A 24814-nucleotide genomic window follows, 5' to 3' on the forward strand; every position below is an offset into this window, starting at 1 on the left:
GGCTCGCCTTCATGGCGCTTGCCCCCTTGTGTGTCCTGCTTCTGCAGGGATGCGCAGGCTGGCAGTCGGCGCTGGACCCGAAAGGCCCCGCGGCCGGCGAGTTGGCCTGGCTGATCTGGTTCTTCACCGCGCTTTGCGCGGTTGTGTGGGTGCTGGTGATGATCGCGCTCGCAGCACCGCTGGTCATGCGATCGCGTCCCGGCGATGAGCCGCTCTTACTCGACGAAGGGGCCGAACGCCCCAAGATGCGCGTGGTTGTCACCGCTGTTGGGCTGACCGCCATAATCCTGATCGGACTTACGCTGCTGAGCTTTTTCGCCAACAGGACGCTTGCCGCCATTGGCTCGGACGCCGCGCTGACAATCAGGGTAACCGGGCATCAGTGGTGGTGGGAGGTGCGTTACGAGAATGCTACGCCGAGCCGCATCCTGACGACGGCGAATGAGGTCCACATCCCCGCCGGCGAGCCGGTGAGGCTTCTTTTGACCTCGACGGATGTGATCCATTCGTTCTGGATTCCAAGCTTGGCCGGTAAGCTCGACCTTATACCGGGTCACATGAACGTGCTGGACATCAAGGCGGACAAGCCGGGCGTCTACCGTGGTCAATGCGCTGAATTCTGCGGCGCGCAGCATGCCAATATGGGCACCTTCATCATCGCTGAGCCGCGTCCGAAATTCGATGCCTGGCTGAACGACCAGTTGCAGCCGGCCGGCGCGCCGGCGAGTGGCGAGGCCAAGGCCGGCGCGGACCTGTTCCTCAAGCGCCCCTGCGTGATGTGCCATAGGATCGGGGGGACGCCGGCCGGCGGAACGGTGGCTCCCGATCTCACCCACATAGCAAGCCGGAAAACATTGGCGGCCGGAACGCTGACGATGAGCCGCGGCAATCTCGCCGCCTGGATAGCCGACCCGCAAGGCATCAAGCCGGGTTCCCACATGCCAGTGGCAGATCTCAATGGCGACGAGCTCAACGCAATTGTGGCTTATCTCGAGGGACTGAAATGAGCAGCGCCGATATCACAGGCGACCGCCACATCCCGGAACTGGATACCGCCTCCAAGGGCGACCTCGCTCCCGAAGGCGACGGACCCCGGGATACGGGAATGGATGATGCCAGTCTGCATCGCTGGCTCGAACGCACTTGGCGGACGCCGTCCGGTATCTTTGGAGCGCTGTCTAGCGTCGATCACAAGGTGATCGCACGACGCTATTTGATCACCGCATTTGTTTTCCTGTGTCTTGGCGGCCTCAACGCTGTGGCCATGCGTATCCAGCTCTCGGGACCGCAACGCGGCCTGATCGGGCCGGACCTCTACAACCAGCTGTTCACCATGCATGGCGTTACGATGATGTTTCTGTTCGCCGTGCCCATCGTGCAGGCGACCGGGATCTACCTGGTGCCGCTGATGGTCGGCACCCGCAACATCGCGTTTCCGCGCCTGAACGCGTTCAGCTATTGGATCTACGTCTCGGGCGGCGCTTTCGCCTGGGTGTCCTTTGCCCTCAACATGGCGCCGGATGTCGGCTGGTTCGCTTACGTGCCGCTGTCCGGCCCCGAATTCGCACCGGGCAAGCGCGCCGATGTCTGGGCGCAGATGATCACCTATACCGAAGTGTCGTCACTGGCCGTCGCGGTGGCAACCATCGTCACGGTGTTCAAGCAGCGGGCCCCCGGCATGTCGCTGGACAAGATCCCGCTCTATGTCTGGGCGATGCTGGTCACTTCTTTCGTCGTCGTCTTCGCGATGCCGGCGGTGATGATCACCTCGACTTTCCTGATCCTTGACCGGCTGGTCGGCACGCACATCTTCAACCCGGCGGAAGGTGGGGATGCTCTGCTGTTCCAACACCTCTTCTGGTTCTTCGGCCATCCGGAGGTTTACATCATCTTCCTGCCGGCGACGGGCATGGTGTCCGCGATCATTCCTGTTTTCGCCAGGCGACCGACATTCGGTCATCTCGGGCTGGTCCTGTCGCTGATCGCAGTCGGCTTCCTGTCGTTCGGGCTCTGGGTTCACCACATGTTCGCCACGGGATTGCCTAAGCTCGGCGCCAGTTTCTTCACCGCATCCAGCATGCTGATCGCCATTCCAAACGGCGTGCAGATCTTCTGCTGGCTTGCAACACTTTGGGACGGCCGGCCGGTGATCCGGACGCCATTGCTGTTCGTCTTCGGCTTCTTCTTCATCTTCGTCATCGGCGGGCTGACCGGCGTCATGCTCGCCTCGGTGCCACTGGATCTTCAGGTGCACGACACCTATTTCGTCGTCGCGCACTTCCATTACGTGCTGATCGGCGGCTCGGTGTTCCCGCTGCTTGGCGCGGCTTATTTCTGGTTCCCGAAGATCACCGGCCGCATGATGAGCGAACGCCTTGGGCGGTGCCATTTCTGGCTGGCCTTCATCGGGTTCAATGCGGCCTTTTTCCCGATGCATCTCGTCGGCCTATGGGGCATGCCACGACGGGTCTACACCTATCCGGCCGAGCTTGGCTGGGGCAACATCAACCTTTTCATCTCGGCAGGGGCGCTGCTCTTCTTCCTGAGCTTTGTCCTGTTCACTTTCAATCTTGTGCATGGCGCGTTGAAAGGCACCTCGGCCGGCAACAATCCGTGGGACGCAGGAACCTTGGAGTGGGCAACATCCTCGCCGCCGCCGAGCTATAATTTCGCACGCATTCCCATCGTCACCCATATCGAGCCGCTCTGGGCCGAGCGCGAGACGCTCCCTGTAGCGACCGGGCTCCGCGTCGATGCGCGCGAGCTCCTCATCTCCACCGTGGCGGAAGCTCATCCCGACATTCGTGAGAAATCGGCCACACCGTCGATCTGGCCTCTTTTCGCGGCGCTCGCCGTCGGTGGTACGTTTCTCTATTCGATTTTTACGCCTTGGGCCATCGTCTGGGGCGCCGCGCCGATCGCCATCACGTTGATCGGTTGGTTCTGGCCGAAGGGCGATCCGGAGGACCAGGAATGAAGCATCGAGTTGCCGCCGATCTTTCAGGACTGCCGACCTTCGGGCATGGTCCGCATAGCCCGACCTGGTGGGGCACGTTGGGCTTCATGGCGCTCGAAGGCACCGGTTTCGCGCTGGCGGCGGGCGCGTATCTCTACCTTGCGCTGTCATGGCCAGCATGGCGGCTTAGCGCACCGCAGCCGAACCATTGGCCCGGAACGATCGTGATGATTTTGTTTGTCGTCAGCCTTGTGCCCAACCACGTCCTCCACCGCCACGCCAAGCAATGCTCCATGATTCCGGTGCGGATCGGCCTGGTGGTCATGTCGCTGCTCGGCATCGCTCCGCTCGTCGTGCGCTGGTTCGAATTCCCCGCCCTCAACATCTATTGGGACACTAACGCCTATGGATCGATGCTTTGGGTGCTGCTTGGCCTGCACACCACGCACCTCATAACAGATGTCGGCGACACCATCGTGCTGACAGTGCTGATGTTCACGCGCCACGGCTATAGCGGCCGGCGCTTCGGCGATGTCGGCGACAATGTCTTCTACTGGGATTTCGTGGTCCTGACCTGGATTCCGATCTACGTGCTCATCTATTGGGCGCCGAGGCTAGGCTGAGATGCGAGCGTTGCGGTTGGGAACGTCTTGGGGTGGTCTTCTGTCAGGTCCGCTGGCCTGGGCGGTCTCGACACAGCTGAATTATGCGCTGGTGCCTTGGCAATGCAACCGCCAGGTGCCGGTCGTGCTTCCCGTGGCGCTGCTGCTCGTCTTGTTGTCGCTGCTCGGCGGGGCGCTGTCGTGGCGGGCGAAGCGGCGAGGCGGTGCCGGATTCAAACCGGAGCGTACGCGCGGCACAGAGCGCTTCGTCGCCAATCTCGGGATGTTGTCGGCGTTGCTGTTTGCGCTTGTGATCCTCATGCAAGGCAGCGCGGCGCTGATCCTGGATGAGTGCCTGCGATGAACCTGGACGCGCTGTTCCCTACTTCCATCTGCTACGGCGCCGGCGCGCCCGGGGCCGGGTGGACGTTCGCGCTGCCCATCACCCTGCCACTCGCCGTGCTTGCCTTGATATATGTCGTTGGCGCGAGCCGGCTTTGGCGGCGCAGCAGCCGCGGCAGGACGTTGCGGCTGCGCCAGGCTCTGCTGTTCACGGCCGGATGGGGCGTGTTGACAGCCGCATTGGTCAGCCCGATTCATATGCTCGGCGAGCAGGTCTTTGCGGCGCATATGATCGAGCATGAACTGCTGATGGCCGTGGCGGCGCCGCTGTTGGTCTCTGCCTGCCCGGCTGCGGCCTTGATGTGGGGCCTACCCACCCGATTCCGGCGCATTCTGGGAATTGCCGGGCACGCCAATTGGCTGAAGGCGGTCTGGGCTTTCGCAACGCGGCCGATCATGGCGACCATTATCCACGGCATAGCCATATGGATCTGGCACATTCCGGTGTTATTCGAAGCCGCGCTCGAACGCGGCGTGCTGCACTATGCACAGCACGCGAGCTTCTTCGGAACAGGGCTGCTGTTCTGGTGGGTCCTCTTGCCGCGTCCCGGCCGCCAGCATGCCTACGGGAGCGCAGTGATGCACCTCTTTGTCACCTCGCTGCATACCGGGCTGCTCGGCGTCCTCCTGTTGCTCTCGCCGCGCCTCTGGTACCCGGAGAACGCCGTGGGAGCGGCACTGTGGAATTTGAGCCCCCTGGAGGACCAGCAACTTGCCGGGCTGGTGATGTGGGTTCCGGCTGGATTGATATATGGCGGCGCAGCGCTGCTGCTGGCCGCGTTGTGGATCAAGGCGAGCGGAAGGAGGGAGGCGGCGCATGCGTACGAGCTTGTCTAAACTGCTTGCCGCCGTCATCGCCGCGCTAGTGCTGCTCGTCGCGGCCGTGGCCGGAATGACCTGGTGGTCCGATCGGGCCGCGCGCGTCCGCCACGAGGCGGAGGCGGCCACGGGCGGTGACACTGCGAGGGCCTTGCCGATCACGACTGCGAATGGCTGTTCCGGCTGCCATACGATTACGGGCGTGCCGGGCGCGCAAGGGCAGGTCGGTCCTCGCCTGGATGCTAGTCTTGCTGGCCGCGTCTTTATCGGCGGCGGGCTGGCCAACAATCCAGAGAACCTGATCCGCTGGATACGATCGGCCAGGGAAATCGATCCGCACACGGCCATGCCATCGACACGGATCACGGAGCAGCAGGCGCGCGATATCGCGGCCTACCTCTACGCTCTGAAATGACTCGAGCGGTTCACCGTTCGACGGACAGGCCGACCCCTTTCTCGAAGAGACCGACTTATCGTTGATCCAGGATTATCAAGCTAAGTTTGGCGCTGAGACGGATCGGAAATCCGTTCCCGCACGGCACGCTCGGTCTCGTCTGCTGTGGACTTCACGATCTCGCCGAGCTGATCGGCCATCGTGTCTGCTTCCATATGTTGCCGGCCAGCTTCCTGCTTGATGGTTTCATAGGCGTCGGCGGCGGCCTGCTTGGCCTCATCGAGACCCCTGTCCAGCATGGTTCCGGCAGTATCGCGAAGCTTGTCACCAAAGGCGCCTAGTTGCTCATCCTCCGTTGTGGTATGCGGCAGCATTGCACCTATAGCGGCGCCGATAGCGAGACCGACGACCGCTACGGCCAAGGGTTGGTCTTCCAACAGATCTTGCGCGGAGCGGCTGGCTTTCGCCGCCATGTCACCAGTCATCGAGCTTGCATTGGCAGCGCTTCCCGTCAGACCCGCCGCAGCGGCCCTTGCGGTGCTCGATATGGTATCGCCGACGCTGGTAGCGCTCGATGAGAGCGAATCCGCGGCATCGGAGAGCGTGCCGCCGAAGCCGCCGCGCTCCCCTTCATCATGTCGTCCCGGCGCTGGAGGCAATGGGTAGCCAGCCGAACCGTGGGCCATGTTTGAGGTACCGCTGCCGAACATTAGCCAAGCCAGACCCGCGCCCACCATGGTGACCGGCAAAGGATTGTCTCGGACCTGTGTTCTGAGATTGCTGAGCATGGCCGAGCTCTCCCCTCCCGAAAACAGCCCGGTGAACTCATCCAGCAATTGTCCCGGCGTCATCTTGCCTCGAATGGATTCGGCGGTCTCCATCACCCGGGCGCGGGCTGCCTCTGCCTCGCGTTCAAGTTCGGCTGCGGATTTCTCTTTCATCTCACCTGTTCCTTGATCACGCTCGCATCGCGCTTGAGCTGTTCCTGGGTCCGGTCGGGGGTAAGTTCCGAAGGCGCCATGCTGGCCATCCCGGTCCGCAGCAGGATGACGCCGAGGACCGCCACGACCACACCGACCAGCAGGGAAGACCACCCCGCGCCAAGCCCTGCCCGCGTCAGTGCGATAACGAGTGCCTGCAGCAACACCACTAGCGCGGCGAGCAGGCAGATCGCGCCGCCCAGTACTTCCGCGGCACCTGCTCCGGCTTTGGTAAGCTTTTCAGAGAGCTCTGCCCGAAACAGCCTGGCTTCGGTTTGCACCAGCGTGGTGACGTTCTGGGCCAGGTCCGTCACCAGCCCGGCAAGGCTGGTATTGTCCTGTGTGCTCATCTGTCTTGCTCCGCATTCTGAGTGGCCGGATCCTCGCCGAGAAGGTCGAAATTCTGGGAACTGTCGGCGGACCAATCGGCGGCCTGGCTGGACGTGATGTCTCCCGACGCTCCCTGAGCTGCTTCAGGACCCGCCGGCGGAGAAGCCTTGATGAACCGCCCGAGAGCCAATCCGGCCAATACCGATCCGGCAAGCAAGACACCGGGATTTTGCCGGCCAAAGGACTGCACGTCCTCCAGGACCTGGCCGAACGGCTTCTGTTTCAATGACGATGAAAGCCGCTCCAAGCCACCGGCGGCATCCAATGCGAACTTCGATGCGTTCCTTTCATCGTTGTTGGCCAGGTGGTCACTGGCTGCGCGCAGTGCGCCGCCCAGCGCCGCCAGACTCGATCCGATGTCGCGCTGAGCTTCCTCCGCCTTGTCGGAAATGACATCCCTGGCCTCAGATGCATAGTCGCCAGCCTTACGGGTCACCGTGTCACGCGCGTCGTGGAGCAACTCGCTGGCACGTTCTTGTTCCAGGCGAAGCCTGTCGGAAACGTCGCTTTTCGCCTTGTCAAAATCGGTGGGCTGTCCGCCCTGATCGTTCTCACGCTGCATGGGCCACCTAGTGAAGACCGAGGAAGGAGAGGACCGCGAGCACGACAACGATAAGGCCGATAAGATAGATAACACTGTTCATGTGCACGTCCTCCGTGGCTCCCAACTTCGTGGAACCTCCGATGTTCCATTAGGTGAAGCATTTATAGCTAAGCTGAAAATGGAGAGCTCGTCAGGCACACACCAATCACCAATGAGCTGCGCTGTCTCTCGTACACAGCGTCAATTGGCCGATATAACCGCGTGCGGCCGAGTCAGCGAGAAGCGCCAAGGGGGAGACAGCCGGTGCCGGCTGCCTTCGGTATTGCTATGACAGCCTATTCGGCTGCCTGCCTGTCGATCATCTGCTCGCTCTGGGCGCCTGAACTTGGCCTTGGCGGCGAAAGCATGGGCTCCTCGCCCATTGGCGCAGCGGCAACAAGGGAGAACTCGCCCCTTCCGTCTATCGACGGTCCTTCGCTCCAACGTCCCCGCGCTGGTTCGACACCTTCGACGAAGCAATTGATGAAGGCATAGGACACGTCCTGATGCTCCTTCTCCTGCGGAAAGGAGTTGGGGACCGGCAGAGACGCGTTCAATCCGCCCATGTCTTCGATCGCCGCGAGCCACTGCTGTTGATGCATGGTGTCGCGCGCAATGAGGAAGGACAGCATGTCCTTCATGCCAGGGTCGTTGGTCATGTTGTACAGGCGGGTCGCCAGTACGCGGCCGCTTCCTTCCGCGGTGACGTTTGCGACCATATCGGCGGCAAGATTGCCGCTGGCATAGACATGCGAAGCATTGAAGGGAACACCGTTGGCGTTTTCAGGCAGTGCGGCCAGGCCGGTCGACAAAATATGGCGGGAAGTTCATCCCGTTGAGGATCGAGCCGCCGACCGCATCCGACGAGACGTCCTCCTGCAGCGAAAGTGGTGCACCCTCGAGATTGAGGGCGACCGCGGTCGCCAGCATTTCGATATGGCCGAGCTCCTCGGTCGCTGTGTTCAACAACAGGTCGCGGTATTTGGCCGGCCCGCGGCATCCCCATGCCTGGAAGAAATACTGTAAGGCGACGCGGATCTCGCCTTCTACTCCGCCTATGGCCTGCTGCAACGCGCGGGCAAAGACTGGGTTCGGCGTCTCCACACGAACCGGGTACTGCAGTTTCTTGTCGGTGTAATACATGTCTGACTCCTAGTTTGAAGTCAGCCGAACCTCAGCTCGTACGCATTGTTCCGTACGAGGCGCACTTAATTCCGGCAGGCTTTCCGACAGGACGTCTCGAGCTACGGAAGCTCATTGCGCAAATGCGAGCAGTCCAGTCGGTCGATAGTCGGTGCCGAATGGCATCGGCCGAATCATGCGACCCTGGAAAGCAGAGCGACGTCACATCTGGCCAAGCCATAGCGCCACCGATGATCGGTCGTGGCGACCCGACTCTGGTAAAACAACGATAGTTGGCTGCCTTCGATCATCACCGTGGAGTGGCCGTTCTCTCCCGGCTGGCCTGGCTCCAGCACCGGGCCGATCGATATGTAAGGTCCGGCAACGTCATCAGCGATGGCGAAAAACACGCGTTGCCGATTCCCCCGAAGTCCATTCGGCAGAAAACAAGTGGCATTGAGAAGCACCCGACCGTCCGGCAACTCGACCAGCTGTGCGCCTTCTATGCCCCATTCATAGTCGGGATCCTCTCTCGTATTATGGTGAGGGACATCATTATGGTCGAGGATCTTGCCGATCCGCTTCCAGGGACCGAACCACGAGTCGGATTGGCTCCGTGCGAGGTAGATGTCGGGTTGCGGCACCCTGGTGAATTTTGGCATCGCGGAATAGACGAGGTAGCGCTTGCCGCCAATAACTGCGGGATGCGGATCGTAAATGCCGTCCTCCTCGGTGTCCGGGATGGCAAGGATCGCCGGGCTGAGAACCACCCACTGGAATCCGTCATTGGAAACCGCGTGCTCGCACCGGCCGCCAGACTTCATGAACTCGGTCTGGATGAACATATGAAAGACGCCGCTTTCGTGGATGACGCCGGGAGCCGCAACACCACTCCCGTTGATAGGAAGTTCGATCGGCGGATGCTCGGTCCACGGTCCATAGAGATCGGGCGCCGTGGCATGAAGGATCCTCCACGTCTCGGTGGTCACCGTGCCACTTGAGCCGAAGACGTGCCACAGACTGCCATCGAAGACAGGGCACGGGTCTTTGAGATCATCGACGCTTTGCGGATGAAACAGCGGAAAAACATTGGTCGCAAAGTCGATCTTCATATCAGCCCCGGAATCTTGCCCTGCCAAAACCGAATCGCCAGTCGTGCAGGCGAATCAACGTGATGTTCTGCACATTTTATAGCCGACAAGTTCAACGCAAATACGGCAATGCCGTTCTCCACCAGCATTCCCCAGTCGCCCCGCGCCTCAAAGCCCGCCGACACACGATAGCCGTTCTCGACTCAGCGAGCGGATCTCGTTTTCGTCTATCGAGCGGCGACTGAAGGCGCTCCATTTCACCTTGGAACAACTCACCTCGTTGAAAGTTAGGAGACGGGAACGAAGTTTAGTTCTCTCCCGTCCGCGACTAACAAATGTTAGTCGGAACATAAACGACAGACTAAAGGAAGGAAATCTTCAATGGAAGCAGCCTTGGGTGGGGCAGTCGCCAGTAACCGCGCTGGCAGGGAAAATCTACTGGTTTGCTTCTCCCATTTGCGGTGGAATTTCGTTCATCAACGCCCGCAACATATCCTCAGTCTCGCCTCCATGCAGCAGAGAGTGGTCTACTTCGAAGAGCCTGTTTTCGAAGACCTGCCACAGCCGCTGATGCGGACGAGCGAGGTAGCGCCAAGCATTCTAATTGTGACGCCAGTGCTTCCGCTCGGCATGTCGGCCGCGAAAGCAGATGCCGTCCAGCGGAGATTTGTCCAGCAGATCATAGCTTCAATGCCGCACAGCCGGTTGATCGCTTGGTACTACACACCGATGGCTCTGCGCTTCACCGAGCACCTCGACCCAGACATATGCATCTATGACTGCATGGACGAACTCTCCGCATTCAAGAATGCGCCGCCCGAGCTGGGGCAGATGGAAAAGGCCCTGCTGCGCCGCGCCGATCTCGTTTTCACCGGAGGCCTAAGCCTGTTCGAGACCAAGCGTCACCTGCATCACGCGATCTTCCCTTTTCCTAGCAGCATCGATGTGAAGCACTTTCACACTGCGAGACGCCCAGGAAAAGAGCCAACCGACCAGGCCGGCATTCCTCATCCGAGGGTCGGATATTTCGGAGTTATCGACGAGCGGCTGGACGTCGAGCTCGTAGCGCAGGCGGCGGAGACTATGTCGGACGTGCATTTCGTGATGCTTGGCCCGGTCGTCAAGATCGACCCCGCAACCCTGCCCAGAGCCGAAAACCTGCATTGGTTGGGCGCAAAGGCCTACTGCGACCTGCCCCACTATATGCGCCATTGGGATGCCGGTTGGATGCCGTTTGCACTCAACGAAGCGACCCGCTTCATCAGTCCGACCAAGACGCCAGAGTTCCTAGCGGCCGGTCTGCCGGTGATCTCGACGGCAATCGTTGACGTTGTGCGCAGCTACGGCGCTGCTGGACTGGTGGAAATCGCCGACAGTGACGATCTGGAAATCAAGCTGCGCTCCATTCTATTGCGACCTCGTGAGACGTTCCTGCCGCAAGTCGACGCCTATCTTGCGGACATGTCTTGGCAAAAGACATGGAGTGGCATGACCGCTCACATCGAGCGTGCCTATCGAGGTAAGAAGGTCATCCCTCTCCGCAGGAGTGCATAGCCATGTTCGATTGGCTGATCGTCGGCGCGGGATTTGCCGGCAGCGTGCTTGCTGAAAGGATAGCCTCCCAGCGCCACGAAAGTGTTCTCCTGGTCGACCGCCGCAGCCATGTCGGCGGCAACGCCTATGATTGCTATAATGAAGCCGGCATCCTCATCCATCGTTATGGGCCACATATTTTTCACACCAACAGCCAGTCGATCGTGGACTACCTCTCGCAGTTCACGGAATGGCGCACATACGAGCATAGGGTGCTGGCGGCCGTGGATGAGAAACTGCTTCCCATCCCGATCAATCTCGACACGGTAAATCGCCTTTACGGCCTCGACCTGAATTCCACACAGTTGGAGGAGTTCTTCGCGTCGCGGCGCGAAACCGTAGAGGACGTACGAACGGCCGAGGACGTCGTCGTCAGCACGGTGGGACGCGAACTCTATGAGAAATTCTTCCGTGGCTACACCAGGAAGCAATGGGGCGTCGATCCTAGCCAACTGAGCAAATCAGTGACGGCACGAGTGCCGACCAGAACCAACCGCGATGACCGCTATTTTAGCGACAGCTTCCAGAAGATGCCGGCCGGCGGGTACACGAGAATGTTCGAACGCATGCTCGACCATCCGAACATCAAGGTCATGTTGCAGACCGACTTCCGCGAAATTCGTGACGAGATACCATTCAACCACCTGATCTATACCGGCCCGATCGACGAATACTTCGGCTGGCAGCTCGGGCGTCTTCCTTATCGCTCGCTCCGTTTCGAGCACGTCACCCTCGACCAAGAGCAGTTTCAGCCGGTTGCCGTCGTCAACTACCCCCAGACGGAAAATTACACCCGCATCACCGAGTACAAACATCTGACCGGCCAGCAGAACGCGCGGACCAGCCTGACCTACGAATATCCCACCGATATCGGGGACCCGTACTATCCGGTGCCGCGGGCCGAAAACGAAGAGCTCTACAAGCGTTACGAAGCGCTCGGCGCAACCTGTCCCGACGTGTGGTTTGTCGGCCGCCTGGCAACCTACCGCTACTACAACATGGATCAGGTGGTCGGGCAGGCCCTGGCAACCTTCGCCCGCATCCAAAAGAGCGTCCCGGAATGGGCGAGCGCGGGGAAGGCGTCGTTGGCCGAAGGGGCGCTGTAGCTCCCCACCTAGACGTACTTGGGAGCATCGGACGTGGCAAAGCGGCGTCAACAGGCGCTCGCAACAGTCCTCGTGCCGCTCATGTATCTAACGCGTCGGGTTCGCCGCGAACAAAGTTTGCTGGCGGGCCAATTCATCCGCGATGGGCGTGCGGACGTGTCGGCTGCCGTCCGCCTGGATGACCGAAAACAATCCCACTTCCGCATGCCGCGAATTGTCCCAGCCCGGATAGGCGGTTATCGGGTATAGGCAAATACCTTCGATTGGCGCTTCGAGACCGATTGCGGCACGCACCTCGTCGCAGACATAATGGAGCCAAGCCGCCCCGCCCGATCCTTCGGAGCCGGTCTCGGCGATGAACATCGGCTTGCCGTATCGATGCGCGACCTCAATCAGCATCTCCGAAAGGGCACGGTACTCGTGATGCCCCATCGGAATCGTCGGCCCGTTTAGGTACCACTGATTGTGTGGGTAGAAATTCAGGCCAACGACATCGACAACATCTTCGCTGCCCCCCAACTCAGGTTCTGCCCGGCCCAGCAGCATGTCGTAAGCTTCGAACTGTCCGAGATGGGCATTTTCGGCCCGGCGCCGTTCGGTCCGCGTTCGGTCGCGAGGAGCAATGTGGATAAGCGGCTCGGCCCAGACAAATCTGCAAGCGGGATCGACCTCCCGCATCGCGCGAACGCCAGCTATTGCAGCTTTCACGAGGTGCCGCTTGAACCATCCCCGCTTCTTCGGACCGACGCGCGGGAAATACCCGACCTCAACAGCCCAGGCGAAAAACGAAATTTCGTTGATTGGGCACAACAGAGGTGCTGTACCGGCGATTGAACGATGAACCCTCACAGCTTCCGCGGCGAACGAGGCATAGGCATCGATGAAATGCATCGACCCCTGATCAACGTGGTCTGGAGATCCGTAGTGGAAAATGTCCCAGATGACCTGGACACCTGCCGATTGCGCTGCTTCGACCATCGGCGTCCAGCTTGACCAGTCATAGGTCCCAGGAGCGGTTTCGATGAGGTGCCAGCGCAAACCGTCGCGGATGGTACGAAGACCGAGTTCGGCGCAACCGCGGTAGTCGCCCAGGGCATGCAAATAATGCGACGTCGCGCGGATAAGATCGAGGCGAACGCCGTCCTTGCGCCGGTGCGACGAGCACTCAAAGCCAGCCATGAAAAAACTGGCGAACGCCGACGTGCCCGCAATCGAAGTCAAGCCATCGCTATCGCTTTGTGCTGCTTCGCTCATGCGGCAACCCCTTCTCATTTGCCATGCTGCACCATCGTCCAGTGTATTACTCAGGGCCAAACCCGGATGGTCGAGCCTTTGTTCCCCGATCGAGCCCACCGAGCCGGTGGAGCAGACAGGAGCCAGGGAACAAGGTGCGCCGAGGCAAGTTCGGGACCGAGCCGTCATCGATTGTCCAGCGGTTACAACGGAGGCAGGGAACAGCATGACCGTTCAGATTCGACTTTCCGACATCGACCATGCCAGGCGCGAGGATCGTGGCGACGGCGTCTGGAGCATCGCGCCGGATTTGGCCTATTTGCGGCTGACAATCGTGAATGTCGTGTTCTTCGGCGCTCCCGGCAGCGGAGATCGAAACTGGGTCCTGATCGATACGGGTTTGCCGACGTCGCGAAGCAGCATCCTGGCGGTCGCTGAAAAGCGCTTTGGAGCCGGCGCGCGGCCCGCCGCGATCATCTTGACCCATGGCCATTTCGACCATGTGGGAGCGGTTGTGGATCTGGCCGGCACATGGGATGCGCCCGTTTTTGCGCACCCGCTCGAGCGTCCTTATTTGGACGGAACTGGGTCCTATCCACCGCCTGATCCTTGGGTGGGGGGCGGCCTGATAGCGCTGCTTTCGCCACTCTTTCCTCGTGGCCCAATCGATCTCGGAGATCGCCTGCAACTCTTGCCGGCCGACGGATCGGTCCCCGGCATGCCCGGATGGCGCTGGCTGCACACGCCCGGGCATGCGCCGGGGCATGTCTCTCTCTGGCGCGAAGAAGACCGCTCGCTGATCGCTGGGGACGCCTTCATCACCACGGGTCAGGAGTCGGTCTATGAAGTCGCCGTTCAGGACTTGGAGATGCATGGTCCACCGCGCTACTTCACACCGGATTGGGATGCGGCGGAAAAATCCGTGAAACAACTGGCTGCGCTGAAGCCGCAGATGGTGATCAGCGGACACGGAGCGCCAGCTGCGGGAGTTGGCATGCGCCAAGCCCTCGACAGACTGGCTGAGCGGTTCACGGCATTCGCCGTGCCGCCGCGGATGAAGTTCGTGCGTGAGCCAGCCACTGTTTCAAATAGCGGAGCTTAGCGGAGCGCCAGGAGCTGTATTGCCGCTCCAAGGTGCTTGCAGATTGTCTCGGCGGAACAACCTCGTAGCGCCAGTTGGGGCATATGTTCCGTTGCGGACGTCAAAGCCTTGCCGAATTGGCGCCAATGGTTATCTCAGCGACAATTTCGAACACAGCCCATGTCATAGGTTAATGCGTGGCTCCGCAGGCTCCCCTATGGGCGGCATAACTGCGGGCTCGATTGTGCGGCGGTCCAATCACCCGCCGAACCGGGCCCGTTCTCCGCCGCCGCTCTGTAATGTCACGGAACTTTCAGCGCGATTGCAAGTTCGATAAATAACATAAGCTAGGTAGCCAATTTGTCTCCCACCTCATCCTCGGATGTACTTATCCGCAAACTCCTGAGCATCTCGGATGTTCGACAGACCGACATCGACGTTTTGAAGAGCATCCCGATCCAGGAGAAGGATTTTTTGCCCAACTACGACCTGGTGCGTGAGGGGGACCGTCCTGTCAGTTCGTTTGTCGTTTTGGATGGCCTGCTCGGTTCCACCAAACTTACCGGCGACGGCAAACGGCAGATTACATCCTTCTTTGTGGCTGGGGATATTCCGGATCTGCACGGACTGCATCTGTCGGTCATGGATTGCAATTTTACGACCCTCACAGCAGCTAGACTGGGCTTCATACGACATGACGCTCTTCGCGCCGTTTGCGAACAGCATCCTCGAATCGCGACGGCTTTTTGGCGGTCGACCCTGATCGATGCAGCGATTTACAGGGAATGGGTCACTAATGTGGGAAGACGCGAGGCATACACGCGCATGGCTCACATATTGTGCGAATTGATTTTTCGCTTGCGCTCGGTTGGACGCATCCAGGATCACGTCGCGGATCTTCCCATTACCCAGGCAGCCCTTGGCGATGCATTGGGCTTGTCCACAGTCCACGTCAACCGAATGCTTCAGGAACTTCGACGTAGAGGCCTCATCGCCACCACAGGATCAAGAGTGCATGTTCTGGATTGGCTTGGCCTCACTCATGCAGGTGATTTCGACACGACCTACCTGCACCAAAGAAACCCTGCAGTTTAGTGGTGACGGATGCTCTCGCATGGCACGATTTTTCTTTGATAGTGGCGATCACGATCTGGTCTTCGAGGACCAAATCGGCATCGAATGTGCCGGTTTGGAGGAGGTGCGCCGCGTGGGCTTCGAGGGCCTTATCGACCTTACGAGAGATGCACTCACTGAGGTGGACGGGCAGCAAGTGTTTGTTGAAGTGCGGAACGAAAACGGCGACAGGATTCTGAGGCTGAGCATCTCGCTTCAGATCAAGTTGATGAGGTGACGTGCGCACCGGACTTGCTGCGTCGAAAAGCTGCCGAGCGCCGGCACACGCCGCGTGGTCGGACAGTCGGACGAAGATGCCGCCGCGATTTGCGACCGACGACAAGTCGGGGCGGGCCCACATGGAAGAAATCGGCAAGGCACAGCCAGAAGGGCATAGCCCGTCCCATACGGCCCAACCGGTGTCGCGTATTTTTTGTATAAAGTTCTGGAACGCGCACTCTCGGCGCTCGTTCATGTTGTCTCAGCAGTGGGTGTCGAAGTGCAACGAAAAGCGAACGAGGCAAGCCGGGTAGCGAAAGGCCAGGAACTTGAGTTCGAACATCTGGTCGAGCTCACGGACATTGACCCCAAGCAGGCCCGAACGCTGCTTCGCAAGCACGGCGCCGATTGGCCGAAGCTCAAAGACGAGGCGGAAGCTCTGAAGAAGGAAGACTAATCGTCACCTTCCCAGCGGTTGGCGAGAAAGCTGTTCTAACTCATCCTCGTCCGTGATCCCCGCCTGGTAGTAGGCCAGAATACGTGATGCCCGGCGTTCCCTCTCGGTTGCGGTTTCGTTTTTGATTTTGCTGCGTGCGAAGACGCGACTGAGTAGGGCAAGTTCTGATGGCGTGAAGGCGTCTCTATGCATCGCATCTCAACTCCGCGCGCCGCCCGTCTCGAGAGGGGCCGAGGCGGGCTGAAGCTGTGGTTGCAACCTCTGATGCCGGCCAGCAAGAGATCGCAGAACAGGTCGTCCGGCGCGCGCTAACGCTGGACGAGAAAGAATGTTCCACGTGTTCTCGGGAGGCAAACAAAATGGCGTCCGCTCGAACCAGCAACGGCCTTTTATCGGTCTACGGCGTGATCTGCCTCAACTACATCCGGAAAGCCTCTTCCTAGATGGAAAGCCCGCCCCGGACAAAGCCGAGACGGGCCGAAGCTGCTTCGGCAGCCTCAAGGCCCAGACAATGAGGGAGGATTGTAGGCCTGCAGCCAAACCTCGTGCCGCAGTGAATGTTCCGCGGCTGTAACTGTTGGCGGGATCATCTGCTGCGATTGCAGGGCGCGGCAACTTCTTGTCGGCCGGGGTCGAGACGTTCCGACGCGCCGTCAAGCGGCCGACATCCCGATCAGCCGCGTGGTCTCATGTTCATTGAGAAGGCTGATCTGCAAATCCAGTCCGCTCGGCGCTCTCCAGCTCTCTATGGGCATGCGACGCGGCAATGGCAGCCTGTCCAAAAGCGACGGCTATCTGGTTCAACGCTTTGACAACGTCACCGATGGCGTACATGCCGTGGATGGAAGTCTGCTGATGCTCGTCGACTGTGACATAGCCGTCTTCACAACATCTTGCGCCAACGGCCTCGGCGAGTTGAGAACGAACCTTGCATCCGAGTGCCAGATAAATGGCATCGAAGCGGTATGAAGTCCCATCTTTCAAAATCGCCTCGCAGCCGTCTGCTGCCGGACAGAGCGTGTCGAGAGCGTCACCGATGACTATGCCTCTTGCCCTCGCCGCACTACGAGTGCTGAGCGAAAAGTCGGATGCGTCGCTTCCAAGCATCGTTATGAGCGGTGTAAACCGACTGAGAAAAATGGCCTCTTTCAAGGCTCTCACGTCGTGCCCGACGACCGCAATCTTCTGGTCGATCGCCTCATACCCATCGCATACTGGGCAGAGTCGAATGACACCTGCGGCAATTGCCTCGCGTAGACGCGGAATGACGGGTGTCGTGTCGGTGATCCCTGTCGCCAAAAACACCTTGCGTGTCCGGATTGCGCCAATCGAGGTCTCAGTGACGAACCCTCCATAGGCAGGGGCGAGGGAATAGACCTGCCCTCCAACCAGAGTGGCTCCATACAAGGTGGCGTGACGTCGAAGGCGATCCAGGATATCGGCTCCACTTATCCCTTCGGGAAAGCCAGGACAGTTATGGCTCGTTGGGATCAAGGCGGCACGAGGATCGCCGGCATCGATCACCAGCACGCGATGGCGAAAACGGGCAAGATATTGAGCGGCGGTCAGTCCTGCCGGCCCGCCTCCGACGATCAGGACATCTTGGGTCTCGGCGGCCGGTCGACTGACGTGGCTATCGTGCATGGTTGGGCGCATCACCGGCGAACGATTTGGTTCGTGCGATGTTCCAAGGGCGGTCTTCGGGACATCTGGCTCGATGGCAACAGCGTAGACACCAGACTTCAACCCGACCGTAAGACGCCAGGCTCCTCTGTTTCCTTGAACTCTTCCGTATCCTTGGGCGCGGCGACCAGATCCTGGAATCCGAGAGTGGCGACGAGATAGCCTGCCTCATCGTAAACCTTCGTCACCCAACTGGTCGGGTCCACGCCGTCGACAATTCCGTCGAGCATGGCCTCTTTGGCAACGCGCTTCGCCTCCCTGACAGCCTCATCTCGATCAGCCATATCGGCGAAGATTGCAGGCTGCGACATGCCTTCGATAAACTCGAAGCGAAATTTCGGCATCGGTTGCTCCAGTCGGTGTGCCAGCGGATCGGCCATTTCTGGCAGGTTTGACGGTCAACGCGGCGGTGTCGAAAAGGATGCAGCGGATGGTGTTCGCATGACCATCCAACGTCAGGCAGCGTTGCTGCGTCCCATCTCCCAATCGTCCCGCCAACGTGCGCGCACGGCAATCATCAGCTTGGCCGCTTCCGTCATTCCTGTTTGGAACAGCCTGATCAACTCTCTTGCGACGGCATAGGCCGCCGCCGTGTCAGGCAAAATGGCAAATTCCTGGCACAGCGCGTCAAATGCCGCGCGAAGGATATTCAGGTCACTGGGGTAGAGAGCTTCTGTGTTCATGCGGATGGGTCGGTTAAGCATCAGGCTCCTCCAAACGGGCGAGAGTGCGATAGTCGCTCCAAGCAGCGAAACCCGTTACACAGCCGCTGACCACGGCTTTATGCGGCACAGCCCACCAGCTGTCATTAAACTATGATGCACTCGGCCGTTGTTCATGCGTGAAGATCGCCCCACGGCCCATTCATCGCTTAACCTTCGCGCAAGGGTGTAGACGGCGAAGCCCGATACTCCAGCGACTATAACTCTTCGCGGCGCGATTGATGGGGCACAACGTGCAGCAGAATTTACCAAGCGCAACCGCAGGTGCCGAAGCGGCTGAATCCAAATCGCCTCGTCGCCGATATGAGCGTTTGCTGAACCGAACGCTTGGCGAGACTATCCAAATCGAGACCGTTCTCGATGCCGGATGGCATGTGGGAGGGCCGACGCAGGACACCTGGAAAGCGTGCGCTGCTCAACTGTACCTTTTGTTGATTCATGGCGGGGGGATATAATGCCCCGCGGAACCAGGGGCACTGCCGCGAGTTCTTTGGAATGGCAAATCATCCGGTCACGAGCGCCCTTACCTCAATCGGCACATTGACTTCCCGTCCCGCAGCGTTCCTGGTGTTGCTGGCCTATGCAATCCTTTGGATGATTTTCGAGCGACAGAGCTTGGATTGGCATGGAGCCGCTACATTGTTTACTTGGGCGATGACGCTGTTCATCCAGCGCGCGGAGCACCGCGACACTCAAGCGATCCACGCCAAGCTTGACGAGATTCTGCGGTCAGATCACGCGGCTTCAAACATCACGCGGATCGACGATGAAGAGCCCGAGGAGATCGAAAAACATCGCCATCGCCGGCAGCGGGGCGATTGACGTGCAGCCTTTCGGTTCCGTTGCGTCAGGCGCCCGCAAGAAGACCTCCGGTATTGAGCTTTGGCGAAAGGTGCTCATCTATCTGGCCATTGCCGCCATCGCCAGCCTGCTCACGGTGTTGATCATAAATCTCACTCCAGAGTCGCGCGTTCTACGATCAATCGTTCCCCATCGGTTCGACGCTACGGATCCCCAATTTTCCAAGACGATGAGCAGCTATTCGCAAGGGCAGATGTTCGGTTCCAATGCGGTCCAAACTCTCATCAACGGGGACGAAATATTTCCGTCAATGCTGCAAGCAATCGGGGCGGCTCGATCCAGCGTCGACATCGAGACATATATTTATTGGTCAGGAGCCATCGGCTACGAGTTCGCGATCGCATTGGCGGCCAAGGCCAGCGAAGGCGTCGAAGTCCGCGTGAACGTCGACGGGGTTGGCAGCCTTCCCTTCGACGAGGACTTGATCCACATCATGACCACGGCCGGTGTGAGGTTCGAACGCTATCGGCCGCTACGCTGGTATACGTTGGACCGTGTAAACAACCGAACTCATCGCAAGCTGCTGGTCGTCGATGGCCGGGTCGCTTTCACTGGCGGGGTCGGCATTGCCGATAATTGGCGCGGGAACGCACGCAACTCAAATGAATGGCGCGACACGCATTACCGGATCGAAGGACCCGCCGTGGCCGCATTCCAAGCGGCGTTCGCCGAAAACTGGCTTGAGACGACCGGCGAGACATTGCAGGGCGCGAAGTTCTACCCTGCAGTTGCGCCCGCTGGTGGGCTCGATGCCCAGCTAATACTTTCTTCGCAGCCAAACGGCTCGGAGAACATGGAGTTGATGATGTTGGCGGCAATAGCCGCGGCCAAGGATCATCTGCGCATCGGCATGGCCTACTTCGTGCCGGACGACATAGCCCTGCAGCAGATTCTTGATGCAAGGAGGCGAGGCGTCTCGGTCGATATCATCGTTCCCAATTGGCTGACGGATGTGCCTATAGTGCGAAAGGGTTCACGTTACTTCTGGGGCGAATTGCTCAAGGCCGGTGTGCGCATCTTTGAGTTTCAACCCACAATGTACCATCCGAAGCTTTTGATCGTCGACGATGTCTGGGTGAGCTTTGGTTCGGCTAATTTGGATGAGCGTTCCTTGCGCCTCAACGATGAGGCCACTCTGAATGTCTACGGTATGGAATTCGCGCGGACGCAAATAGACGTTTTCAACGAGGACCTGAAACGATCAAGGCAGGTCAGTGTGGAAGAATGGCAAGCTCGTCCGCTAAGCGAAAAGGTCACCGACTACTTTGCGAGCAGGTTTCGCTCCCAGCTTTAATAATAGCGAGGGTGCGGAGATGCAAAGTCCCAGCAATTGCTCGCCATTGGTATTGATAGACGCTCTCGGTCGAAATTAAACGCCGTGCCGTGGTTCTGCACGGATGTGGAGAGCCTAAAATACTTCAATCACCTTACGGCTTCTCTTTTTGAGAGCCTGGATGGATTTCGATGAATTTGCGGTTGCGCCGGCGACGTCTCCACCAGATGCTGTGCAAGCCTTGCTTGTCTCAGCCGCGCCGTCTTCTCGGCCCGTTCCGCTCGTTCAGCGTCCAGCATCTCTTGGCTGATACGCTTGGCGCGGTCGTATCTTTCCTTGTCGTGATTGCGAGTCACGGACACCTCCTAGCCAGCAACAGAAATCCTGCGAACCTTTTTGGTGACACGTGGCTTGCGTTCGATGGGACCGCGCGTGACGGCTTGTGCAAGGCGCGCTTCCTTCAATCGCGCCGTCTTGGCGGCGCGCTCAGCACGTTCCTTGTCGACAATGAGTGCTGCAGCCGATGTGGTCTTCTCGTTGCGACCGTCATCATTGGTCCGCGGCATCTCAGCGCCTCGCCTTAATTCTTGTCGCCCGCGGTGCCATTTTGTACCTGGGTCGTGCTCTAACCTGGTCTATCGTCCTCTTGGCGGAGCTCTTGCCTGCATGAGCCGGCTTCCTGCGCAGGTGGTTGTCGTTGTCCGCTTGTGGGATGGCCATCTCGGTTCTCCTATGCGGGCCGAACTTCGAGATGGCGAAAGTGTTCCCAGGCAGCTCGCAAGCTGCTGGGCTATTTTCGGATGCAGCGGCGGATCCCAAGGCATGCGATCCGGGCTTGGCGTCGTTTGCCAACTCGCGTCCAGCGATTGATAACGGCCCACCTTGCAGGTGCGCGAATGAGCAGCGGGACGGCTCGAGGCAGGTTCATAGCTGATTTGACGCTTGGAACACGTTGTCGGTCTTTAGGTTGTCCAAACGGTGTGACGCCGCAGGTGTCGACGATGAACTTTCCTCGCGACGCGATAGTTCAGACTTTCCTGCAGCAAGGGATCCCACGGAAACGCATCAGCTCGGCATTGCAGGGAATTGGGCGCTTGAGCCGTTGAACCACTACCGGGTGCGTCTGCAGTCAACCTTACAGGCAGCCGCAGTTCCAGACGAGGAGCACGGTTCCAAGCGCATACGGGACCAGAAGCAAACCTATCGATACCCAGAAAGCCGGCTCTGCCAAGGCGGCCATGTCCTTGCGAAACTGCTCCATAGGGCTACCCCGGCAACTTCGACAAACGAATAGAGCTAACCTGATAAAACCTATGGCCCGCTTTTGGCATCTTCGACCTCCAGCGCATCCATGACGGCTGCCACATCGCTGGCTTCTCCGTCGACGCCACCATGCACCCCAGTTCCGGCATTCTTTAGCGCTTGCTCTATCGCATCTGCAATGTTTCCAAGCTCGTCCTCACGCACCTCGCGACCATAACCGGCCGCTTCGGCATCCTGCTCGAATTGCTGGGCCAGCACGGCGAAGCTGACTTCCTCTTCGCCAGCCAGAGTGCCGACATTCTCCTGCAGCCAGTTTTCAAAAAATTCTTTGGTCGCGTTCATCTGATAACTCCTCCGCCGGGTTAAGCGCGGCGGCGATCCGAAGTTCCGCCATGCCGTCACTTTCCCAATCAGCAAGGGCTACGCTCAGGATAGGCTTGGCTGATCATCTTACGAACACAGATCTCGTGCGCTGACATTCATGGAAGACAGCCTGAATTTTCAGGGGTTCACATGGACCGGGCGCTTCATTTGGTCTTTTGCGCATCCGGCGCAAACAGGGCCTGCCCCGCCAGCTTCGCGTGCAATGCGCGGGCCAGGTCAAGATGTTCCAGCACCGTCGGCAGCTTTTCGGAGGCGAAGCGCTGAAGCGCTGCATCCTCGCCCGAGCCTATCTCCCAAGCCAGGAGTTGCGCCGTCTTTTGGTGATCGACGATCTGCGCTCCCAGGTAAGCCAACTCAAACGCGGTGCCGTCGAGTTTTTCGAGATCGGAACGGATTTTCTTGTGATCTGGGTCGAGCCCTTCGGGAAGTGGAATTTTGCTTTTATCTGCCACGGATTTCAGCTGCTCATTGGCCTTGTCGTGATCATCGACCATCCGATTTGCAAATTCCCGAACGTCATCGTGACTTGTCTTTCCAGCCGCGAGCCGACCTAGCTCTATCTCGGACCTGCCGCCTACCGTAATCAGCTGGGCGAAAAGCCGATCCTGATAATTCGTCTGATGCGGTGCTGGAACTCCAGGCTTCTCCATACTCGTATCGGGAGCAAGGCCGGCTGGATTCCCGATTTGCGCCAGCGCACAGCAGGGCGACAATGCCAGGGCTACTGTCATTACGGCAGCACGCATGATGTCCTCCATTCAGTACCGAATTAACCCTTCGGCCGCGGTTTCCCCGGTGTTCTAGAGCGTGAGCAGATAGGCCACCAATGCATCCTTTTCCGATTGGTCGAGCTTCGTTCCGAGCACCAGGTTGAAGAACTCTACGGTATCGCCCAGCGTCATTAGGCGGCCGTCATGAAGATAGGGCGGAGAATCCTTGATCCCGCGCAACGTGAAGGTCTTGATCGGTCCATCCGGTATGGCAACCTGATCGTTGAACGTCTGGCCAACTTTGTAGAATCGCTCAAGCTTCAGATCGTGCATGTTGTTGTCCATGAAGGACAGACTTGGAACATGACATTCGCCGCAGCGGCCCTTTCCCATGAACACCTGCTCGCCCTTGATCTCCAGCGCATTGGCGGCAGCCGGGTCAAGTCGTCCGAACGGATCGAGCTTCGGTGCCGGCGGAAAATCGACGATGTTCTGCATCTGCGCCATCATCGCAACCTGGTTGGGCCGATCCGGCAGATTCACGCCCTTGCGGGTGGCGCTCACGTGATCGCCGTTGAAATAGGCGGTGCGCTGTTCGAACTCCGTAAAGTCCTCCACGGAACGCAGCGAGCGTTTGGACCCGTGGATCTGCTGGTTGAACAAGCCGCGCAGACTGGTTGTGTCGAGCCGGAAGCGCTCGGCTTGCGGCCGCACGTCCGGGGTGAGGTGAAACGCCGCGTTGGTGTGGAAATTGGAATGGCAATCGAGGCACGCCACACCCGTGCTTTGCATCGCTACCTTCCTGTCCTCGGTCTGATTGAATTCCTCCTGCGGAAATGGCGTCAGCAGCAGACGAAGCCCTTCTATCTGCACGGGCGTGATGATGCCGTTCATGTATTCATAGAAGTTGCGTATCGTCAGCAGATCACCTCGCGACACATCGCCAAGCTCCGGGTGCGTGGTGAGAAATATTGGAGGTGGAAATTCTGGCGTAAGATAATCCGGCAGGTCGAAATCGACATCGAAGCGACGCAGATCCCGACCTTCATCAGCGCCGATCTCTCTAATCTGACTTTCAGGAAAGACCTGACCTCCAGTGGCCTGCTTGATGTGCGGCAACGGCAGGAAACCTTGCGGCAACAGACCACGATCACGAATTTCCTGAGGAGTTTTCGTTGCCAGGCTGCTCCAGGTTTCGCCTGCCGGCAGTTTCACTTGCGAGCCTTCTTGCACAGCTTTGCGCCCGCCCGACATCATGACGCCCCGCATCGGCCGGTCAGCCAGATCGTAACGTCTCTCAAGCAGGCCGCGTTGCCGTTGTGTCACTGCCGGTTTTTGCGCTTCGTCAGTCTCCTTGACCGCGGAAAAAGGCAAGCTTGGCAATGGACGATATGTCAAATCCGGCGGCAGCGGGTCCGAAGCAACATTGAGCGCGAATGTCGCAGCCCCAAGCAGGACTGGCAAACCAAGATTGAAGATACGCGACATATCTCCTCCCCACAGCGTTGAATTTGACCCCAACCAGTGCGCGCCAGCTTTGTTCCCGAGCTTGGGAAAAAGCCGATCAGCCGCCGACTGGACAACGCAACGCATGATCGTCCCACGCTCGGCTTCTCGATGATCACCGGTGTCGCTGTTTTGGAAGTGCGTCGATCTGCTTGCCTGAACGCGGACCACGATTGTGCTGCTCGAACTATTGCCCGCGATCCGTTCTCGCCATTTTCTGGCTGGTGACTGCACGCCCGCCGATCGACTGGTGCCCTGTAACCCTGCGAAG

At 59.3% G+C, this 24814-nt stretch carries 27 protein-coding genes and 1 pseudogene; 14 read left to right on the forward strand and 14 right to left on the reverse strand.

Annotated features, from left to right (window positions below; all coding sequences use genetic code 11):
- Positions 1-11: 11 nt before the first annotated feature.
- Genes coxB through NKI69_RS12370 form a run of 6 tightly spaced genes read left to right on the forward strand, consistent with a single transcriptional unit; the run spans position 12 to position 5194 of the window.
- A complete protein-coding gene (gene coxB / locus NKI69_RS12345; protein WP_352721569.1) occupies positions 12-1007 on the forward strand; it encodes a cytochrome c oxidase subunit II in 996 nt (331 codons plus the stop codon).
- Positions 1004-2977 carry a cytochrome c oxidase subunit I gene (gene ctaD / locus NKI69_RS12350; protein WP_352721443.1) on the forward strand — a complete coding sequence of 658 codons (1974 nt, stop codon included), beginning with the start codon at positions 1004-1006 and terminating at the stop codon, positions 2975-2977. The genes coxB and ctaD overlap by 4 nt, the downstream gene beginning before the upstream one ends.
- Positions 2974-3579, forward strand: coding sequence for a cytochrome c oxidase subunit 3 (locus NKI69_RS12355; protein ID WP_128305816.1), 606 nt, complete (start codon positions 2974-2976; stop codon positions 3577-3579). The genes ctaD and NKI69_RS12355 overlap by 4 nt, the downstream gene beginning before the upstream one ends.
- A gap of 16 nt (positions 3580-3595) precedes the next feature.
- A complete protein-coding gene (locus tag NKI69_RS12360; protein WP_352721445.1) occupies positions 3596-3922 on the forward strand; it encodes a hypothetical protein in 327 nt (108 codons plus the stop codon).
- Positions 3919-4797: a cytochrome c oxidase assembly protein gene (locus tag NKI69_RS12365; RefSeq protein ID WP_352721447.1), complete on the forward strand. Its 879-nt coding sequence runs from the start codon at positions 3919-3921 to the stop codon at positions 4795-4797. The genes NKI69_RS12360 and NKI69_RS12365 overlap by 4 nt, the downstream gene beginning before the upstream one ends.
- Positions 4778-5194 carry a c-type cytochrome gene (locus NKI69_RS12370; protein ID WP_352721449.1) on the forward strand — a complete coding sequence of 139 codons (417 nt, stop codon included), beginning with the start codon at positions 4778-4780 and terminating at the stop codon, positions 5192-5194. The genes NKI69_RS12365 and NKI69_RS12370 overlap by 20 nt, the downstream gene beginning before the upstream one ends.
- Positions 5195-5274: 80 nt before the next feature.
- On the opposite strand, the gene NKI69_RS12375 is transcribed toward NKI69_RS12370, so the two are convergent.
- From NKI69_RS12375 to NKI69_RS12395, 5 genes and pseudogenes are all read right to left on the reverse strand, one after another.
- Positions 5275-6114: a DUF3618 domain-containing protein gene (locus tag NKI69_RS12375; protein WP_023811924.1), complete on the reverse strand. Its 840-nt coding sequence runs from the start codon at positions 6112-6114 to the stop codon at positions 5275-5277.
- The gene (locus tag NKI69_RS12380; RefSeq protein WP_023811923.1) at positions 6111-6503 is read right to left on the reverse strand and encodes a phage holin family protein; all 393 of its coding nucleotides are present in this window, start codon (positions 6501-6503) and stop codon (positions 6111-6113) included. The genes NKI69_RS12375 and NKI69_RS12380 overlap by 4 nt, the downstream gene beginning before the upstream one ends.
- Positions 6500-7105 carry a hypothetical protein gene (locus NKI69_RS12385; protein ID WP_352442895.1) on the reverse strand — a complete coding sequence of 202 codons (606 nt, stop codon included), beginning with the start codon at positions 7103-7105 and terminating at the stop codon, positions 6500-6502. Before NKI69_RS12385 ends, NKI69_RS12380 begins: the two co-directional genes overlap by 4 nt.
- A gap of 317 nt (positions 7106-7422) precedes the next feature.
- A pseudogene (locus NKI69_RS12390) lies at positions 7423-8269 on the reverse strand (manganese catalase family protein).
- A gap of 173 nt (positions 8270-8442) precedes the next feature.
- Positions 8443-9360, reverse strand: a complete 918-nt coding sequence (locus tag NKI69_RS12395; RefSeq protein ID WP_352721452.1) for a glycoside hydrolase family protein — start codon at positions 9358-9360, stop codon at positions 8443-8445.
- Between the two features lie 360 nt (positions 9361-9720).
- On the opposite strand from NKI69_RS12395, the gene NKI69_RS12400 reads away from it, so the two are divergent.
- Together NKI69_RS12400 and glf are read left to right on the forward strand one after the other, a co-directional pair.
- On the forward strand, positions 9721-10893 hold the full coding sequence (locus NKI69_RS12400) for a glycosyltransferase family protein (protein WP_352721454.1): 1173 nt from the start codon (positions 9721-9723) through the stop codon (positions 10891-10893).
- A gap of 2 nt (positions 10894-10895) precedes the next feature.
- Positions 10896-12038 carry a UDP-galactopyranose mutase gene (gene glf / locus NKI69_RS12405; protein WP_352552155.1) on the forward strand — a complete coding sequence of 381 codons (1143 nt, stop codon included), beginning with the start codon at positions 10896-10898 and terminating at the stop codon, positions 12036-12038.
- Between the two features lie 87 nt (positions 12039-12125).
- Here the strand turns inward: glf and NKI69_RS12410 are convergent, their stop codons facing one another.
- Positions 12126-13292, reverse strand: a complete 1167-nt coding sequence (locus tag NKI69_RS12410; protein WP_352552157.1) for a glycoside hydrolase family 26 protein — start codon at positions 13290-13292, stop codon at positions 12126-12128.
- A gap of 205 nt (positions 13293-13497) precedes the next feature.
- Between NKI69_RS12410 and NKI69_RS12415 the strand changes: the two genes are divergently transcribed.
- The 4 genes from NKI69_RS12415 to NKI69_RS12430 all read left to right on the forward strand — a co-directional run bounded on the left by NKI69_RS12415 (position 13498) and on the right by NKI69_RS12430 (position 16141).
- Positions 13498-14373, forward strand: a complete 876-nt coding sequence (locus tag NKI69_RS12415) for an MBL fold metallo-hydrolase (protein ID WP_128305823.1) — start codon at positions 13498-13500, stop codon at positions 14371-14373.
- Positions 14374-14712: 339 nt separating this feature from the next.
- Positions 14713-15447 (forward strand): Crp/Fnr family transcriptional regulator, encoded by a 735-nt coding sequence (locus tag NKI69_RS12420; RefSeq protein WP_352677659.1) that lies wholly within the window; start codon positions 14713-14715, stop codon positions 15445-15447.
- Positions 15448-15466: 19 nt separating this feature from the next.
- Positions 15467-15703: a DUF6894 family protein gene (locus tag NKI69_RS12425; protein ID WP_127296098.1), complete on the forward strand. Its 237-nt coding sequence runs from the start codon at positions 15467-15469 to the stop codon at positions 15701-15703.
- Between the two features lie 195 nt (positions 15704-15898).
- Entirely contained in the window at positions 15899-16141 is a 243-nt protein-coding gene (locus tag NKI69_RS12430) for a hypothetical protein (protein ID WP_352721456.1), read from the forward strand.
- Between the two features lie 693 nt (positions 16142-16834).
- On the opposite strand, the gene NKI69_RS12435 is transcribed toward NKI69_RS12430, so the two are convergent.
- The 3 genes from NKI69_RS12435 to NKI69_RS12445 all read right to left on the reverse strand — a co-directional run bounded on the left by NKI69_RS12435 (position 16835) and on the right by NKI69_RS12445 (position 18528).
- Positions 16835-17887: an NAD(P)/FAD-dependent oxidoreductase gene (locus NKI69_RS12435; RefSeq protein ID WP_352630701.1), complete on the reverse strand. Its 1053-nt coding sequence runs from the start codon at positions 17885-17887 to the stop codon at positions 16835-16837.
- Positions 17884-18168: a DUF6894 family protein gene (locus tag NKI69_RS12440; RefSeq protein WP_352613335.1), complete on the reverse strand. Its 285-nt coding sequence runs from the start codon at positions 18166-18168 to the stop codon at positions 17884-17886. The genes NKI69_RS12435 and NKI69_RS12440 overlap by 4 nt, the downstream gene beginning before the upstream one ends.
- Before the next feature lie 111 nt (positions 18169-18279).
- A complete protein-coding gene (locus tag NKI69_RS12445; RefSeq protein WP_352630703.1) occupies positions 18280-18528 on the reverse strand; it encodes a hypothetical protein in 249 nt (82 codons plus the stop codon).
- Positions 18529-19041: 513 nt separating this feature from the next.
- Between NKI69_RS12445 and NKI69_RS12450 the strand changes: the two genes are divergently transcribed.
- The gene (locus NKI69_RS12450) at positions 19042-19368 is read left to right on the forward strand and encodes a low affinity iron permease family protein (RefSeq protein WP_352721459.1); all 327 of its coding nucleotides are present in this window, start codon (positions 19042-19044) and stop codon (positions 19366-19368) included.
- Complete coding sequence (locus tag NKI69_RS12455; protein ID WP_352721461.1) at positions 19313-20701, forward strand: phospholipase D-like domain-containing protein; 1389 nt, start codon at positions 19313-19315, stop codon at positions 20699-20701. Before NKI69_RS12450 ends, NKI69_RS12455 begins: the two co-directional genes overlap by 56 nt.
- A gap of 128 nt (positions 20702-20829) precedes the next feature.
- Here NKI69_RS12455 and NKI69_RS12460 read toward each other — a convergent pair whose 3' ends face one another.
- From NKI69_RS12460 to NKI69_RS12480, 5 genes are all read right to left on the reverse strand, one after another.
- Positions 20830-21036 carry a hypothetical protein gene (locus NKI69_RS12460; protein WP_352721463.1) on the reverse strand — a complete coding sequence of 69 codons (207 nt, stop codon included), beginning with the start codon at positions 21034-21036 and terminating at the stop codon, positions 20830-20832.
- A 9-nt stretch (positions 21037-21045) separates the two neighbouring features.
- Positions 21046-21246: a hypothetical protein gene (locus NKI69_RS12465; RefSeq protein WP_352721465.1), complete on the reverse strand. Its 201-nt coding sequence runs from the start codon at positions 21244-21246 to the stop codon at positions 21046-21048.
- A gap of 745 nt (positions 21247-21991) precedes the next feature.
- Positions 21992-22285 carry a hypothetical protein gene (locus NKI69_RS12470; protein WP_352721467.1) on the reverse strand — a complete coding sequence of 98 codons (294 nt, stop codon included), beginning with the start codon at positions 22283-22285 and terminating at the stop codon, positions 21992-21994.
- Positions 22286-22470: 185 nt separating this feature from the next.
- A complete protein-coding gene (locus tag NKI69_RS12475; RefSeq protein ID WP_127296091.1) occupies positions 22471-23073 on the reverse strand; it encodes a DUF4142 domain-containing protein in 603 nt (200 codons plus the stop codon).
- A 54-nt stretch (positions 23074-23127) separates the two neighbouring features.
- Positions 23128-24525, reverse strand: a complete 1398-nt coding sequence (locus NKI69_RS12480) for a cytochrome B6 (protein ID WP_352721469.1) — start codon at positions 24523-24525, stop codon at positions 23128-23130.
- Positions 24526-24814: the final 289 nt, after the last annotated feature.

Origin of the sequence: Mesorhizobium sp. M0491 (assembly GCF_040321265.1) — a bacterium.
Lineage (GTDB): Bacteria > Pseudomonadota > Alphaproteobacteria > Rhizobiales > Rhizobiaceae > Mesorhizobium.